We start from the raw sequence: 13,803 nt of genomic DNA, 5'->3' as shown, positions 1-13,803 counted from the left end.
CGGGCGGGGGTGTTCTCTGCAAACGTTCCATGTAAGATGGCGTGTGCGCCGCGATTTGCGCGGCGGGATGCCGATGAGAAGGCGAAATGGCGGTGACTATCAAGAAGATCGGTGTGATCGGCTCGGGCCAGATGGGCAACGGGATCGCACATGTGTCGGCGCTGGCCGGGTTTGACGTGATCCTCAACGATGTCTCCGGCGATCGCGTCAAGTCGGCGCTGGCCACCATCAATGGCAACCTGTCGCGGCAGGTGTCGCGCAATCTGATCGCGGACGATGCCCGCAAGCAGGCGCTGGAGCGGATCCAGGCGTCGGAGAGTTATGAGGATCTCGGCGATTGCGATCTCGTGATCGAGACCGCGGTCGAGAAGGAAGACGTCAAGCGCAAGATCTTCCACGATCTCTGCGCGTCGCTGAAGCCGGAGGCGATCGTCGCGTCCAACACGTCGTCGATCTCGATCACGCGCCTCGCCGCGTCGACCGATCGGCCCGAGAAATTCATCGGCATTCACTTCATGAACCCGGTTCCGGTGATGGAACTGGTCGAGCTCATCCGTGGCATCGCCACCGACGATACCACCTTCGATACCGCGAAGGAGTATGTCAGCAAGCTCGGCAAGCAAGTGGCGGTGTCCGAGGATTTCCCGGCCTTCATCGTCAACCGCATCCTGCTGCCGATGATCAACGAGGCGATCTATACGCTCTACGAGGGCGTCGGGAACGTCGAGGCGATCGATGCGGCGATGAAGCTCGGCGCCCATCATCCGATGGGGCCGCTCGAACTCGCCGACTTCATCGGTCTGGATACGTGCCTGTCGATCATGCAGGTGCTGCACGAGGGCCTTGCCGATTCCAAGTACCGGCCGTGCCCGTTGCTGGTGAAGTATGTCGAGGCCGGCTGGCTGGGCCGCAAGACGCAGCGCGGCTTCTACGACTATCGCGGCGACAAGCCGGTGCCGACGCGCTGAGCGCGGCACCGCCCGCGGACGCCTTTCACCTGTTTCGCCCGACAAGCCGCCGATGCCCCACGCATCGCCGGTTTTGCACGCCCACCGGCGTGGCGTTCGGACGCAGGCCCTTCCGCTTCGCGACCAACGTTTCTTAACCAATGGTGCCTACGGTGCCCGGCGGAAGTGATGGAGTCGCGTATGGATATGGGTCTGGTGATGGCGGCGATGACCGCGCAAACTGCGAATCTGCAGAGCAATGTCGCCATGCGCATGATCAAGATGAACAACGACTCCCAGGCCGAGGCGGCGCAGGTGCTGCTCGGCGCTGCCACCAACGGGATGTCGCAGGCCAATCTGGCCGCTGGCGTCGGTGGCAGGCTCGACGTCTCCGCCTGAAGGTTTCCGGGGGCGACGCACGGGTGCTGGCTGTGCCGGTGCCGTCATGATCGTGACCGGACCGGCAGCCACAATTCCATGCCGCCCATTCCGGTTGCCGGATCGAATGCGTCGCTGTAGCGCTCCACGAGATCGGGCGCGCCGTTGCCGATAGCGATGTCGTAGCCCGAGCCGGGCAGCCAGCCGTTCAGGATCGCGGTCATCGTTTCGTTGAACTGCGTCGCGTGCATGCGGTGGGCGAACACCGCCCACCTGCAGGGCGGGATGGTCACGGCGCTGAATCCCGCTGGGAGCACGTCCGCTGCGGCGACCTCGACGCCGGCGATATAGTTGAACCGTATCGCAGCCCCGAACATGTCGAAGCAGACGCCAAAGGCAACCGCGCCGACCTGGTGTGGAATGCGGCCGATCATCGGGCCAAGGCGCTGCCACTGCGCGCCGATGCCCTGCTTGAAGCGATCGTCGGTGAACGCGTAGCTGTTGCGAAAGCCGGCGATGATGTGGCGCGGGCGCGCCTCGAAACGCGGCGCATCGAGAGATGTCGGGGGCGTCATGGCTCGGCTCCGCTATGCGTCCAGCGTCGCCATCTGGTCGATGACCGACAGGATGTTGCCCGCCGGATCCTTGAACCAGGCGATGGTCGGCCCATTGCCGCGCATGATGCCTTTGGCGTCGGTCTTGAGGCCAGGCATGTCGTAGATCTCGAAGCGCACACCGCGTCCGGTCAGGCCATCGACGGCCGCATCGACATCGGGTACCGGGAAGTTCAGCACGGTGAAGCTGGCCGGGGCATGATTGGGCTTAGGATAGATCACCACGGTGGTGCCGCCGCCGAGATGCAGCTTCAGCAATCCATCGCGTTTGGAGACGTTCAGTCCGAGAACCTCGCCGTAGAATGCGCGACTCCGTGCCACGTCATCGGTGGAGAAGCCGCTGATAGCCTTGCTCGTCGCCAACATGGTGGTGCTCCCTGCGTCTGCTGTTGCGCCCCCGTGAAGTTCGGTCCGGACGGCGAAGCGGCCGCATGCCGCGCGTCACATCTCGATCAGCGTCTTGAAGCCGCCGTAGAACATGCGCTTGCCGTCGAACGGCATGGATTTCGGATCCATCATCTTCGCAAGGCGCGGGTCGTTCATCACCTTGGCGTTGACGCGGTCGCGATCCCGGCGTGACTTGTAGACGATCCAGGAGAACACCACGGTCTCGCCGGGCTTGAGTTTGACGCTCTGCGGGAACGAGGTGAGCTTGCCCTTCTTGACGTCGTCGGCGATGCACTCGTGATAGCTGATTGCGCCGTGTTCCCGCCAAACCTTGCCTGCCTTGCGGGACATGTTGCGATAGGCGGCGAGATTTTTCTTCGGCAGCGGCAGAACGAATCCGTCGACATACATGGTGTGCTCCCTGGGATACGTTGAGTGAGCGGGTCTAGGCGGCCGCCCGCAGGATCTCGGCGATGTCGAGCTTCACCATCTTCATCACGGCAGCCATGGCGCGGTTGCCCTTCTCCGGGTCCTTCATCACCTCGCCAATGATGGTCGGCACCACCTGCCAGGACAGCCCGAACTTGTCGGTCAGCCAGCCGCACTGCTGCGGCGCGCCACCTTCGAGCAGGCGGTCCCAGTAGTGGTCGATCTCGTCCTGGGTCTCGCAGTTCACCACCAGCGAAATCGCCGGGCTGAACTTGAACTGCGGGCCGCCGTTGATGCCGATAAAGGACTGGCCGTTCAGCTCGAACGCTACCACCATGACCGAGCCCTTGGGGCCGGGGCCGGCGTCGCCATAGCGTGACACCGAGGTGATCTTCGCGTCCTTGAAAACCGAGGTGTAGAAGGTTGCGGCCTCTTCAGCATTGCCGTCGAACCAGAGTGAGGTCGTGAGCTTGGACATGGAAGTCTCCTGCGGTGAAGGGCGGATTTTGGGAGGACGTGATCAGGCGGCGGTCCGGGCGGGATAGGGATCGCGCCAGGCGGGAAGTGCGTCGAGCTGGGTGTACCAGCGCACGATGTGGGGAAAATCAGCGAATGGAACGTGGGTGTCGTCGGCGTAGGGCAATCCGCTCGCGAGGGCGAAGTCGGCGATGGTGATGTCGTCGCCGGCGGCATAGCGGTGTGTGCGCAGATGGCCGTTGAGCACCGCGGCGCTGTCGCGGAAGGCGCCGATCATCCGCTCCACGGCCGCAGGCTCCGGTTCGCCGAGGCCCAGCACCGGCTTGATCAGGTGCTCGAAATACAGATTGCCGGTGTGAGATGAGAAATGCTGGCTGTTCCAACTCAGCCAGCGCATCACCTCGACCTGCTGCGCGCCGTCGCTTGGCCACAGCTCCGAACCCGCCTTGCGGGCGAGGTGGCACATGATGGCGTCAGCCTCCCACAGCATGGTGTCGCCATCGATCAAGGCCGGCACGCGCCCGTTGGGATTGACGGCAAGGTAGTCGGGGCTGCGATGCTCGCCCTTGAGAAGATCGACGTGGACAAAGGTGACCGGTGCGTCGAGGTGGCGCGCGACTGCACAGGCTTTCCGCGGGTTGAAGGTCGTCGCGTAGAACAGCTTCATGACGAGATCCTTTCGCAGCGTCAGGCGAACATCTTCTCGAGCCTGTCGAGAGTTCCGGTCCAGCCGCGCCGGTGGCCGTCGCGGGCCGGCTCGTCGAAGAACTGGCCGTGATTGAGGGTCAGCAGCGAGCCGGCGCCGTCGGGCTTGATGGTGACGGTGACGACCGAGACGCGCTCCGGTGTCGAATGCCAGGCCCAGCTGAACACCAGGCGCTGATCCGGCACGACCTCGCGGTATTCGCCGCCGACCTCGTGATGCTCGCCGTCCGCGGTGCTGAAGCTGATGCGGAAGCCGCCGCCGACGCGCACGTCCATGGCCGCCTTCACCGAACCCGGGATGGTCTCCGACGGGCCGAACCAGTGAATTATTTTTTCCGGGTCGGTCCAGGCGGCGAAGACTTTGGCTGGGGCCGCGTTGAGACGTCGGGCGAGGGTGAGGCTGGGTTGGGTGAGCATGTGTCTTCCTCGATAAAGGCGGAGAGACGATCGAGCGCGGCGGTCCAGAAGCGCTGGTAGCGTGTGAGCCATTCCATCGCTTCCTCCATGGGCGCGGCGTTCAGCCGGCACATCACGGTGCGGCCGGTCTTGGTACGGGTCACGAGGCCCGCGTCGGTGAGTACGTCGAGATGCTTCATCACCGCGGGCAGGGACATCGGCAGCGGCCTGGCGAGGTCGCTGACCGACATGCCGTCCTGTTCCCCCAGCCGCGCCAGCAAGGCGCGTCGGGTCGGATCCGACAGGGCGGCAAAGGTGCGATCGAGTGGAGCAGCTTGATAGTAAACCATATGGTTAAGTATAGGCGCGCGGGATAACACGTCAAGGGGGAGCCTCGACGTGGCTGGGAGGTGGTTGGGGTGGGAGCTGCTGAAGAGGCTAGGGCTTAAGCGCAGCCTGGATCAGCTTGATCGCGTCGCCGCTCGCCCACTCGGCGGGGCCGGCGATGGTGGCGATTTCGCAGCCATTGCCGTCGACCAGCACCGATGTCGGCATGCCGAGCGCTCGGCCGACTGCTTTAAGCTCCTGAAAAACCTTGGCTTTATTGTCGAAAAAATAGCCGAGCTGCGACAGCCCGCCGTCCTTGAGAAATGCCTTGGGCTTCTCAGGGTCGCGGGTGTCGATGTTGATCGCCACCACCTCGAAATTGGCCCCGCCGAGCTTGCCCTGGAGCTCGTCCAGCGCCGGCATTTCCTTGCGGCAGGGCACGCACCAGGTCGCCCACAGGTTGACCAGCACGGTCTTCCCGCGCCAGTCGGACAGCTTTTTCGGCTCGCCGGAGCCGGTCTCGAAGGCGAGATCCGGGATTTTCAGCGGTGCGGAGGCCATGGTCAGGGCCGCGACCTCGCCATGGGCCAGGGGTGCGATCTTGCGCGACAGCGCCACCGCAGGTTTGCAGGCCGGATCGCCCGATCCATTGCGCATCAGGCCGCCGATCCCGTATATCCCGGCCACCCCGATCACGGCGCCGACGGCGATCGCGCCGAGCACGATCGGGATGCGCCGGGTGGTTTTCCGAGACGGCTGTTCGGTGGCGGGGGTTTTGTCGTCAGTCATGGTCTCTCTTCGCGCCGGCGGGCCTTTGAGTGTTCGTCCGGCGAATACAACGAGTGGTTTGCGATGAGCAATAAGATGTGGGGCGGTCGTTTCGGCGAAAGTCCCGACGCGATCATGGAGGAAATCAACGTCTCCATCGACGTCGACCGGAACCTCTATGCGCAGGACATCACTGCGTCAAAGGCGCACGCTGCCATGCTCGCCGCTCAGGGCATTATTTCGGCGAACGATGCAAAAAACATTGCCAAGGGTCTAGACACGATTTTGTCAGAGATCGCCAAGGGCTCCTTCACCTTCAAGCGTGCGCTCGAGGACATTCACATGAATGTCGAGAGCCGTCTCAGCGAGTTGATCGGCCCCGCCGCCGGCCGCCTGCATACGGCCCGCTCGCGCAACGACCAGGTCGCCACCGATTTCCGCCTCTACGTGCGCGATGTGATCGACGAAACCGATGCGGCGCTCGGCGCGTTCCAGCACGCGCTGGTCGAACGCGCGATCGAGCACGCAGGCACGGTGATGCCGGGCTTCACCCATCTGCAGACCGCGCAGCCTGTGACATTCGGTCACCACCTGATGGCCTATGTGGAGATGGCTGCACGCGACCGCGGCCGCTTCCGCGACGCGCGCAAGCGGCTGAACGAAAGCCCGCTCGGTGCCGCGGCGCTGGCAGGTACCTCGTTCCCGATCGACCGCGCGGCGACCGCCAAGGCGCTCGGTTTCGACCGGCCGATGGCCAATTCGCTCGATGCGGTGTCCGACCGCGACTTCGTGCTCGAGGTGCTGTCGGCGGCGTCGATCGCGGCGATGCACCTGTCGCGCTTCGCCGAGGAAATCGTGATCTGGACGTCGCCACTGGTCGGGCTGGTGCGGCTGTCGGACAAGTTCACCACCGGCTCGTCGATCATGCCGCAAAAGCGCAACCCGGATGCCGCCGAGCTGGTGCGCGCCAAGACCGGGCGCGTCATCGGTGCGCTCAACGGTCTGCTGATCGTGATGAAGGGCCTGCCGCTCGCCTACCAGAAGGACATGCAGGAGGACAAGCAGGGCGCCATGGAGGCGTTCGCAGCGCTGTCGCTTGCGGTCCGGGCGATGACCGGTATGGTGCGCGATCTCGAGCCCGATGCCGCACGCATGCGTGCGGCGGCCGGCGATGGCTACGCCACCGCGACCGATCTCGCCGACTGGCTGGTCCGGACGCTGAAGATGCCGTTCCGCGACGCCCACCATGTCACGGGCCGGATCGTGGCGCGCGCGGCGGAGGACGGCCTGCCGCTGCACGAGGTTCCGCTCAAGGCGATGCAGGAGATCGAGCCCAGGATCACCCGCGAGGTGCTCGGGGTGCTGTCGGTCGATAGTTCGGTGAAGAGCCGCACGAGCTTCGGCGGCACGGCGCCGAAGAACGTTCTGGCGCAGGCCAAAAGCTGGCTCAAACGGCTGGAAAAAGAGCAAAATTCGGGCTGAGCGGGAAAAAAAATCCGCAACCGGCAGGGCTCGCCAAAACCTGGCGATCTCTGTAAGGTCCGGCGGCCTTCCGGGCGTGGCGCGGGGCCGGAATCGGCGCCGCTGCAGCAGCAGCGGGCGCCGGGATCCTCACGGGCTCCGGGCCGGGATACCAGGGAATTCGACTGTGAATCGTACGTCTCACTTCAGCTCCTCGAAAGTCGCGCTGGTGCTGCTCGCGGTTGCGGCGCTGACGCTCGGCGCCTGCGGGCGCAAGAGCGGCCTCGATCTGCCGCCGAGCGCCGCGGCGTCGCCTACGGCGCAAGCCGCTCCGGAGACGCCGGGCGCGGCCGGAGACGCGCTGTTCGGCTCACCGGCGGCGTCGGAGCGAGTCGGCAACGTGCCCAAGGGCCAGAAGAAACCCTTCATCCTCGATCCGATCCTGGACTAGTGTCCCGGTCCTGACATTCGCCTTACTTCGCGGCGGGCCGCAGCGGTCCCGCCGGACCACCTCACCCCGGCCGTGTCACGTTGATGGCCGCCGGCGCGTTTTCATTGCGGGACCCGAGCGGCACCATGCATCACTTCGATTATCGCAACGGCGTGCTTCATGCTGAAGGCGTCGATCTCGCGGCGCTGGCGGCGAGCGTCGGAACGCCGTTCTATTGCTACTCCACCGCGACGCTGGAGCGTCACTACCGCGTCTTCGCCGAGGCCTTCGCCGACGTGAAGGCGACGGTGTGCTACGCCATGAAGGCCAATTCCAACCAGTCGGTGCTGCGCACGCTGTCGCGGCTCGGCGCCGGCGCCGACGTGGTGTCCGGCGGCGAGCTGCGCCGCGCGCTTGCCGCGGGGATTCCGGCCGGCAAGATCGTGTTCTCCGGCGTCGGCAAGACCGCAGCGGAGCTGCGCGCCGCGCTCGACCACGGCATCTTCTGCATCAATGTCGAATCCGAGCCCGAGCTCGAGCTGCTGTCGCAGATCGCGACCTCGCTGGGCCGCGAGACGCGGATCTCGGTGCGCGTCAATCCGGACGTCGACGCCAGGACCCACGCCAAGATCTCGACCGGCAAGTCCGAGAACAAGTTCGGCATTCCAATCAGCCGCGCGCGCGAGGTCTATGCCCGTGCCGCCAGGCTGCCGGGCATCCGCGTCGCCGGCGTCGACATGCACATCGGCAGCCAGATCACCGACCTGCAGCCGCTCGCCGATGCGTTCGCGCTGCTGGCGGATTTCGTGCGCACGCTGCGGGCTGACGGCCATGTCATCTCGCACGTCGACTTCGGCGGAGGCCTGGGCATTCCCTACCATGCCGACCGTCCCGCGCCGCCGCTGCCTGCCGCCTATGCCGATATCGTCAAGCGCGCTGTGCGCGATCTCGATGTCGAGCTGCTGTTCGAGCCCGGCCGCCTGATCGTCGGCAACGCCGGCATCCTGGTGACGCAGGTGCTCTACGTGAAGCATGGCGATGCCAAGAACTTCGTCGTCATCGATGCCGCGATGAACGACCTCATCCGCCCGACGCTGTATGAGGCGCATCACGACATTCTGCCGGTGCGGCAGCCGGCCGCCGACGCGCCGACCATGGTTGCCGATGTCGTCGGTCCGGTGTGCGAGACCGGCGACTATCTCGCGCTCGATCGCAAGCTGGCCGAGCCGAAGGCAGGCGATCTCCTTTCGATCATGACCGCCGGCGCCTACGGCGCCGTGCAGGCCTGCACCTACAACACCCGCGCGCTGGTGCCGGAAGTTCTGGTGAAGGGCGAGCAGTACGCCGTGGTGCGCCCGCGCATCGAGGTCGATGCGCTGATCGCGCTCGACCGCCCGGCGCCCTGGCTGGACTGATTTTTCGGTTTCAGTCCTTGGGCGCGACGTCGAGCCGCGCCACCCAGCCTTCGAGCTCCGGCCGCGCGGCCGGATAGCGCTTGAGAACGTCGGGATCGTGGCCCGGAACGATGTGCCGGGCGGACGCGGCCAGTGCCTTCAGCTTGTCATAGCCGGCCACCACGGCCTCTGCGTCATAGGCGATGGGAAAGACCTTCCGCTGGTCGAGGTGGCTGTAGAGATGGCTGGCGTCGGACGCAAGGACCACCGGGCCGCGATCGGTGACGACGCGCACGCTCTGCAGACCCTTCGAGTGGCCACCGATATGATGCAAGGTGATGCCCGGCGCGATCGTGCCGTCGCCGTCATGGAATGTGACGCGATCACGGAACACCTTGTGCACCATGGCGGCGACGTCGTCGGCCTCGAAAGCAACGCGCATGCCGGCGTCGCACATGCAGCGCCCGGTGGCGAAATGCATTTCGCATTCCTGCAGATGATACCGTGCCCGCGGAAACAGGTCGTAGTTGCCGGCATGGTCGTAGTGGAGGTGGCTGATAACGACGTCGGTGACGTCGTCGGGCCGGATGCCGGCGGCCTCGAGCCCCTCGGCCACGGGCTTGAGCAGCGCCCGTCCGCGCTTTTGAGCCATGGTCGCGTCGAAGCCGGTGTCGACGACGATGGTGCCGTGCGCGCCCTTGATCGCCCAGACGTAGAAATCGAGTGCCTGCGATGCTTCGTGCGCATCGCCGCCGATGTAGTTCTGCGCCGCCGAGCGGCCGTCGTGGCGGGCGTAGCGGATGGCGTAGATTTCGTGCGTCGATCCGGTCATGGAGCGTCCCTCATTTGCAATTGCCCCAGCTTTAGCGCGGCGGAAAACGCTTCGTCACGCTCTTGTGAGCGTGCAGGGGCCGTTCCTGGCCCCCGTTTGCGGATGGCTGCCTTTCTCGGTGAAGCGCCACGTTCTGGCACGGAACTGGCATCGCGCTCACGCGCGGTTTGATGTGGGCAGCCGCGCGGAGGTGGCGATCCGCCGTGCCTCATTGCCGCCGCCGTGCTAGGCTGACCTGTCGCTGTTCAGGAGACCGGTTTGACGCCATCGCCCCCAGATGCCCCGGATACGGCGCGGCTCCGCCTGGCGCAGGCTCTCCAGCGGGCGCGGTGGGCGATTGCATGGGAGCGGTTGTGGCCCCATCTGGCGCGCGTCCTGACAGTCGTCGGTCTGTTTCTCGCCGCGTCCTGGGCCGGGCTCTGGCTGGCGCTGCCGTTTGTCGGGCGTATGACCGGGGTCGGCGTGTTTGCGCTCATCCTGCTCGCCTCGCTCGTCCCAATGGTGCGGTTTCGCTGGCCGACCCGCGAGGACGCGTTGCGCCGGCTGGATCGCGGCGCCGGCATTCCCCATCGTCCGGCCACAGCGCTGACCGATACCCTGCAGTCGGCCGATCCGGTGGCGATGGCCCTTTGGCAGGCCCAGCGCGAACGCACGCTCGCGGCCCTCAAGCGCATTCGTGCCGGCCTGCCGTCGCCGCGGCTGCCGCTGCACGATCCCTGGGCGTTACGCGGCCTTGTGGTCGTGCTGATGGCGGCGACCTTTGTCGCGGCCGGGGGCGAACGTGTCGCGCGCATTGCTTCCGCGTTCGACTGGAATGGCCTGTTGGCGTCGCCGGAAATCCGGGTCGATGCCTGGATCACGCCGCCGGCCTACACCGGCCGGCCGCCGGTGATTCTGTCGGTGACGGCGGGCCGCGAGACGCCACCGGCGGCCGATGGCGCCGGACTGTCGGTTCCCGCGGGCAGCACCCTGATCGTGCGGACCAGCGCCAGCAAGCTCGAAGTCGCGATCAGCGGCGGCGTCACCGAGGTGGCGCCCGCCGAGGACGCCCCGAAAGGATCGACCGAGCGCCGCTTCACCATCGCCGCCGACGGCAGTGCCCATGTCCGCAGTCCGTCGGGGCAGCCGACCTGGACCTTCAGGACCCAGCCCGACCGTGCGCCGAGCATTGCGCTCGCCAAGGACCCCGAGCGCCAGGCGCGAGGTGCGCTGCTGCTCGCCTACAAGATCGAGGACGATTACGGCGTCACCGAAGCCCATGCCCAGTTCGCCGCGCAGCCGGACGCGCCGGCGCCGGCCGGCGAGACCGCAGCTGCGCCGCGGCCGCTGTTCGATCCGCCGCAATTCCCGCTGGTGCTGCCGAATGCCCGCACCCGCAACGGCGTCGGCCAGACGGTCAAGGATCTCAGCGAGCATCCCTTCGCCGGCGCCGAGGTGACGCTGACGCTTACCGCGCGCGACGAGGCAGGTAACGAGGGCCGCAGCGAGCCGTTTACCGTGCGTCTGCCGGAGCGGGTCTTTGCCAAGCCGTTGCCGCGGGCGCTCATCGAGCTACGTCGCATGCTGGCGCTCGATGCCAACCGGAACACGCAGGTGTATTCGGCGCTCGATGCGCTGCTGATCGCGCCGGAGCTGTTCACGCCGGAGCTCGGCCAGTATCTCGGCCTGCGCGACGTCACGGCCCAGCTCGACCGCGCCCGCACCGACAACGATCTGCGCGAGGTGGTTGCGAGCCTGTGGGCGCTGGCGGTGACGATCGAGGACGGCAACATCTCCGATGTCGAGAAGGCGCTGCGTGCGGCGCAGGATGCGCTGAAGCAGGCGCTGGACCGCGGCGCCACCGACGAGGAGATCAAGAAGCTCACCGAGCAGCTGCGCGCGGCCCTCGACAACTACCTGCGCCAGCTTGCCGAGCAGCTCAAGAACAACCCGCAGCAGCTCGCCCGCCCGCTCGATCCCAATACCAAGATGCTGCGCCAGCAGGATCTCAACGCGATGATCGAGCGCATGGAGCGGCTGTCGCGCTCCGGCGACAAGGATGCCGCGCGGCAGCTCCTCGACCAGTTGCAGCAGATGCTGGAAAATCTGCAGATGGCGCAGCCCGGTCAGGGCGGCGAGAGCGACATGGAGCAATCCATGAATGAACTCGGCGACGTCATTCGCAAGCAGCAGCAGTTGCGCGACCGCACGTTCAAGCAGGGGCAGGACTCGCGGCGCGACCGCATGCGCGGCCAGCAGGGCGATCAGAACGCGATGAACGATCTGCGCCAGGACCAGCAGGCGCTGCGCGACCGCCTGAAGAAGCTGCTCGACAATCTCAACAAGCAGGGCATGGGCCCGCAGCAGCGCGGCCAGCGCAATCCGGGTGGCGAACAGGGCCAGGAAGGCCAGGCGGGCCAGGGCGACGACGCCAATGGGCTCGACGACGCCGATACGGCGATGGGAGATGCGGACGGCCGGCTCGGCGACAGCAACGCCGATGGCGCCGTCGACGCGCAGGGCCGGGCCCTCGATGCGCTGCGCCGCGGCGCCGAACAGCTGGCCCAGGACATGCAGCAGATGGGGGATGGCCAGCAGGGCGAGGGGCAGGGTGATCGTCCCGGCCGCCAGCAAGGCAGCGCGCGCGACAGCGATCCGCTGGGACGGCCGCTGCGCGGAGCCAAGCAGGCCGACGACTATTCGGTGAAGATTCCTGGCGAGATCGACGTGCAGCGGGCGCGGCGCATCCTGGAGGAATTGCGGCGGCGTCTTGCCGAGCCGCAGCGGCCGCAGGTCGAACTCGACTACATCGAGCGGCTTCTGAAGGATTACTAGCCCCGCCGGTCTGACGCTCCCTGCCATTCGCCGCGAGCGAGGCAGGCGCCGGTTCGGGCGCAGAAGAAGCGTCAGGACGCCAGGCAGGATGCGTTCGCGATGCCGAGCGCTCGTGGTTGTCAGGTCGGCTGGTCGCTGCGTGACGCCAGCGCCCTTGCGACGGCCGCTCGGATATCCGTCACCGAGAACGGTTTCGTCACCACGTCGTGGACGATTGCCTCGAGGCCCGAAGCCCGCTCACGCTGGTCGGCGAAGCCGGTCATCAGCAGGATGGTGAGGTCGGGAAAGTCGCGGGCGACCGTGAGGGCGAGCGCGATGCCGTCCATGATCGGCATCTTGATATCTGACAGCAGCAGGTCGAACGCGCCGTTCTCCCGGCTGAGAATCTCCAGCGCCTCGGCGCCGTCCTCAGCGGTCACCGTGTCGTGTCCGTCCATCGCGACCGCCCGGGCCACGAGGGTTCGCATCGAATCTTCGTCGTCAGCGATCAGGACACGGGGCATCGTCACGTCATCCCAGGCACGTCGCTACGCAGGCGCGCAGCGTATCTGTCAGACCTGCTGGAGGACGCTCATCTTGTCAAGGTTTTGAGGTGGTTACCTGGCCGTGACCAGAGGGCGCGCCGCGGGCGATGGCGCGCCCGCGGTTGCGGTTTTGTCCGGTTGCCGACGCTGGCGTCACATCGCCAGAAAGCCGCCGTCGACCGGAATCATCGTCCCGGTCACATAGCTGCCGAGCAGGTCGGCCGCGAGGAACACGGCGGCACCGACGAGTTCCTCCGGCTCGCCCACACGCCCGAGCGGCACGCGCTTGAGCAGCAGGTCGCGCTTCTGCGGATCGTTCTCGATCCAGGGGTTGATCGGAGTGCGGATGATGCCGGGCGCGATACCGTTGACGCGGACGCCGAACGGGGCGAGCTCGACGGCGAGTTCCTTGGTCAGCAGCAGGACCGCGCCCTTGCTCGACGCGTAGGCGGCGCCCTTGGTGGCGAGCCCGAGGAAGGACTGCACCGAGCCGATATTGATTACCGAGCCGCGGGTCCGTTTGAGCTGCGACAGGAAGCTCATGGTGGCGTAGTAGGTACCGTCGAGGTTGACGCCGAGCACGCGCTTCCACGCGGTGAGGGCTTCCTCGCTGTCGCTGTCGCCGCGGAAGATGATCCCGGCGTTGTTGATCAGGATGGAGACGTCGCCGGCGTCGGCCTCCACCTGCCTGGCAAGCGCGGCGCCGGCGGCGCGGTCGGAGACGTCCCACAGATAGGACCACGCCTTGCGGCCGATCTCACGCACCTGACGCGCGGTTTCCGCCGCCGCGTCGGCGTTGACGTCGGTGATCACGACGTCGGCGCCCCAGCGGGCCAGCCCGACGGCGAGGCCGCGGCCGTTGCCCTGGCCGGCGCCGGTGACGAGGGCGATGCGTCCTTTCAGCAGATCATGCATGGCGA

The 13,803-nt window shown here is 66.5% G+C and carries 17 protein-coding genes; 6 read left to right on the top strand and 11 right to left on the bottom strand.

Features of this window, described 5'->3' with window-relative positions; genetic code table 11:
* The first annotated feature begins 86 nt into the window (after positions 1-86).
* On the top strand, positions 87-968 hold the full coding sequence (locus tag JQ639_RS19970; protein ID WP_211968018.1) for a 3-hydroxybutyryl-CoA dehydrogenase: 882 nt from the start codon (positions 87-89) through the stop codon (positions 966-968).
* 180 nt (positions 969-1,148) lie between these two features.
* The gene (locus JQ639_RS19965; protein ID WP_211968017.1) at positions 1,149-1,346 is read left to right on the top strand and encodes a hypothetical protein; all 198 of its coding nucleotides are present in this window, start codon (positions 1,149-1,151) and stop codon (positions 1,344-1,346) included.
* Between the two features lie 44 nt (positions 1,347-1,390).
* On the opposite strand, the gene JQ639_RS19960 is transcribed toward JQ639_RS19965, so the two are convergent.
* The 8 genes from JQ639_RS19960 to tlpA form a co-directional block, all read right to left on the bottom strand.
* Complete coding sequence (locus JQ639_RS19960) at positions 1,391-1,900, bottom strand: GyrI-like domain-containing protein (protein WP_211968016.1); 510 nt, start codon at positions 1,898-1,900, stop codon at positions 1,391-1,393.
* 12 nt (positions 1,901-1,912) lie between these two features.
* Complete coding sequence (locus JQ639_RS19955) at positions 1,913-2,305, bottom strand: VOC family protein (RefSeq protein WP_211968015.1); 393 nt, start codon at positions 2,303-2,305, stop codon at positions 1,913-1,915.
* A gap of 75 nt (positions 2,306-2,380) precedes the next feature.
* Complete coding sequence (locus JQ639_RS19950; RefSeq protein WP_211968014.1) at positions 2,381-2,737, bottom strand: DUF1428 domain-containing protein; 357 nt, start codon at positions 2,735-2,737, stop codon at positions 2,381-2,383.
* 34 nt (positions 2,738-2,771) lie between these two features.
* Positions 2,772-3,233: a VOC family protein gene (locus JQ639_RS19945; RefSeq protein ID WP_211968013.1), complete on the bottom strand. Its 462-nt coding sequence runs from the start codon at positions 3,231-3,233 to the stop codon at positions 2,772-2,774.
* Positions 3,234-3,275: 42 nt separating this feature from the next.
* The gene (locus JQ639_RS19940; RefSeq protein ID WP_211968012.1) at positions 3,276-3,899 is read right to left on the bottom strand and encodes a glutathione S-transferase family protein; all 624 of its coding nucleotides are present in this window, start codon (positions 3,897-3,899) and stop codon (positions 3,276-3,278) included.
* A 20-nt stretch (positions 3,900-3,919) separates the two neighbouring features.
* A complete protein-coding gene (locus JQ639_RS19935) occupies positions 3,920-4,264 on the bottom strand; it encodes an SRPBCC family protein (RefSeq protein WP_349644797.1) in 345 nt (114 codons plus the stop codon).
* Positions 4,264-4,683, bottom strand: coding sequence for an ArsR/SmtB family transcription factor (locus JQ639_RS19930; RefSeq protein ID WP_211968010.1), 420 nt, complete (start codon positions 4,681-4,683; stop codon positions 4,264-4,266). Before JQ639_RS19930 ends, JQ639_RS19935 begins: the two co-directional genes overlap by 1 nt.
* 88 nt (positions 4,684-4,771) lie before the next feature.
* Entirely contained in the window at positions 4,772-5,449 is a 678-nt protein-coding gene (tlpA, locus tag JQ639_RS19925; protein WP_211968009.1) for a thiol:disulfide interchange protein TlpA, read from the bottom strand.
* Between the two features lie 63 nt (positions 5,450-5,512).
* On the opposite strand from tlpA, the gene argH reads away from it, so the two are divergent.
* From argH to lysA, 3 genes are all read left to right on the top strand, one after another.
* A complete protein-coding gene (gene argH, locus JQ639_RS19920) occupies positions 5,513-6,910 on the top strand; it encodes an argininosuccinate lyase (protein WP_211968008.1) in 1,398 nt (465 codons plus the stop codon).
* 166 nt (positions 6,911-7,076) lie between these two features.
* Positions 7,077-7,340, top strand: a complete 264-nt coding sequence (gene lptM, locus JQ639_RS19915) for an LPS translocon maturation chaperone LptM (RefSeq protein ID WP_211968007.1) — start codon at positions 7,077-7,079, stop codon at positions 7,338-7,340.
* A 125-nt stretch (positions 7,341-7,465) separates the two neighbouring features.
* Positions 7,466-8,734: a diaminopimelate decarboxylase gene (gene lysA / locus JQ639_RS19910; protein ID WP_211968006.1), complete on the top strand. Its 1,269-nt coding sequence runs from the start codon at positions 7,466-7,468 to the stop codon at positions 8,732-8,734.
* A gap of 10 nt (positions 8,735-8,744) precedes the next feature.
* Here lysA and JQ639_RS19905 read toward each other — a convergent pair whose 3' ends face one another.
* Entirely contained in the window at positions 8,745-9,545 is an 801-nt protein-coding gene (locus JQ639_RS19905) for an N-acyl homoserine lactonase family protein (protein ID WP_211968005.1), read from the bottom strand.
* Positions 9,546-9,803: 258 nt separating this feature from the next.
* Here JQ639_RS19905 and JQ639_RS19900 point away from each other — a divergent pair, with 258 nt between their 5' ends.
* Positions 9,804-12,359, top strand: coding sequence for a TIGR02302 family protein (locus tag JQ639_RS19900; protein WP_211968004.1), 2,556 nt, complete (start codon positions 9,804-9,806; stop codon positions 12,357-12,359).
* A 119-nt stretch (positions 12,360-12,478) separates the two neighbouring features.
* Here the strand turns inward: JQ639_RS19900 and JQ639_RS19895 are convergent, their stop codons facing one another.
* Positions 12,479-12,862 carry a response regulator gene (locus JQ639_RS19895; protein WP_211968003.1) on the bottom strand — a complete coding sequence of 128 codons (384 nt, stop codon included), beginning with the start codon at positions 12,860-12,862 and terminating at the stop codon, positions 12,479-12,481.
* Positions 12,863-13,036: 174 nt separating this feature from the next.
* Entirely contained in the window at positions 13,037-13,798 is a 762-nt protein-coding gene (locus tag JQ639_RS19890) for an SDR family NAD(P)-dependent oxidoreductase (protein WP_211968002.1), read from the bottom strand.
* Positions 13,799-13,803 lie beyond the last annotated feature (5 nt).

It is taken from the genome of Bradyrhizobium sp. U87765 SZCCT0048 (genome assembly GCF_018131225.1).
Classification (GTDB): domain Bacteria; phylum Pseudomonadota; class Alphaproteobacteria; order Rhizobiales; family Xanthobacteraceae; genus Bradyrhizobium_A.
Note: the sequence above shows the minus strand (reverse complement) of the source record. Positions and strands in the feature narration are given on the sequence as shown.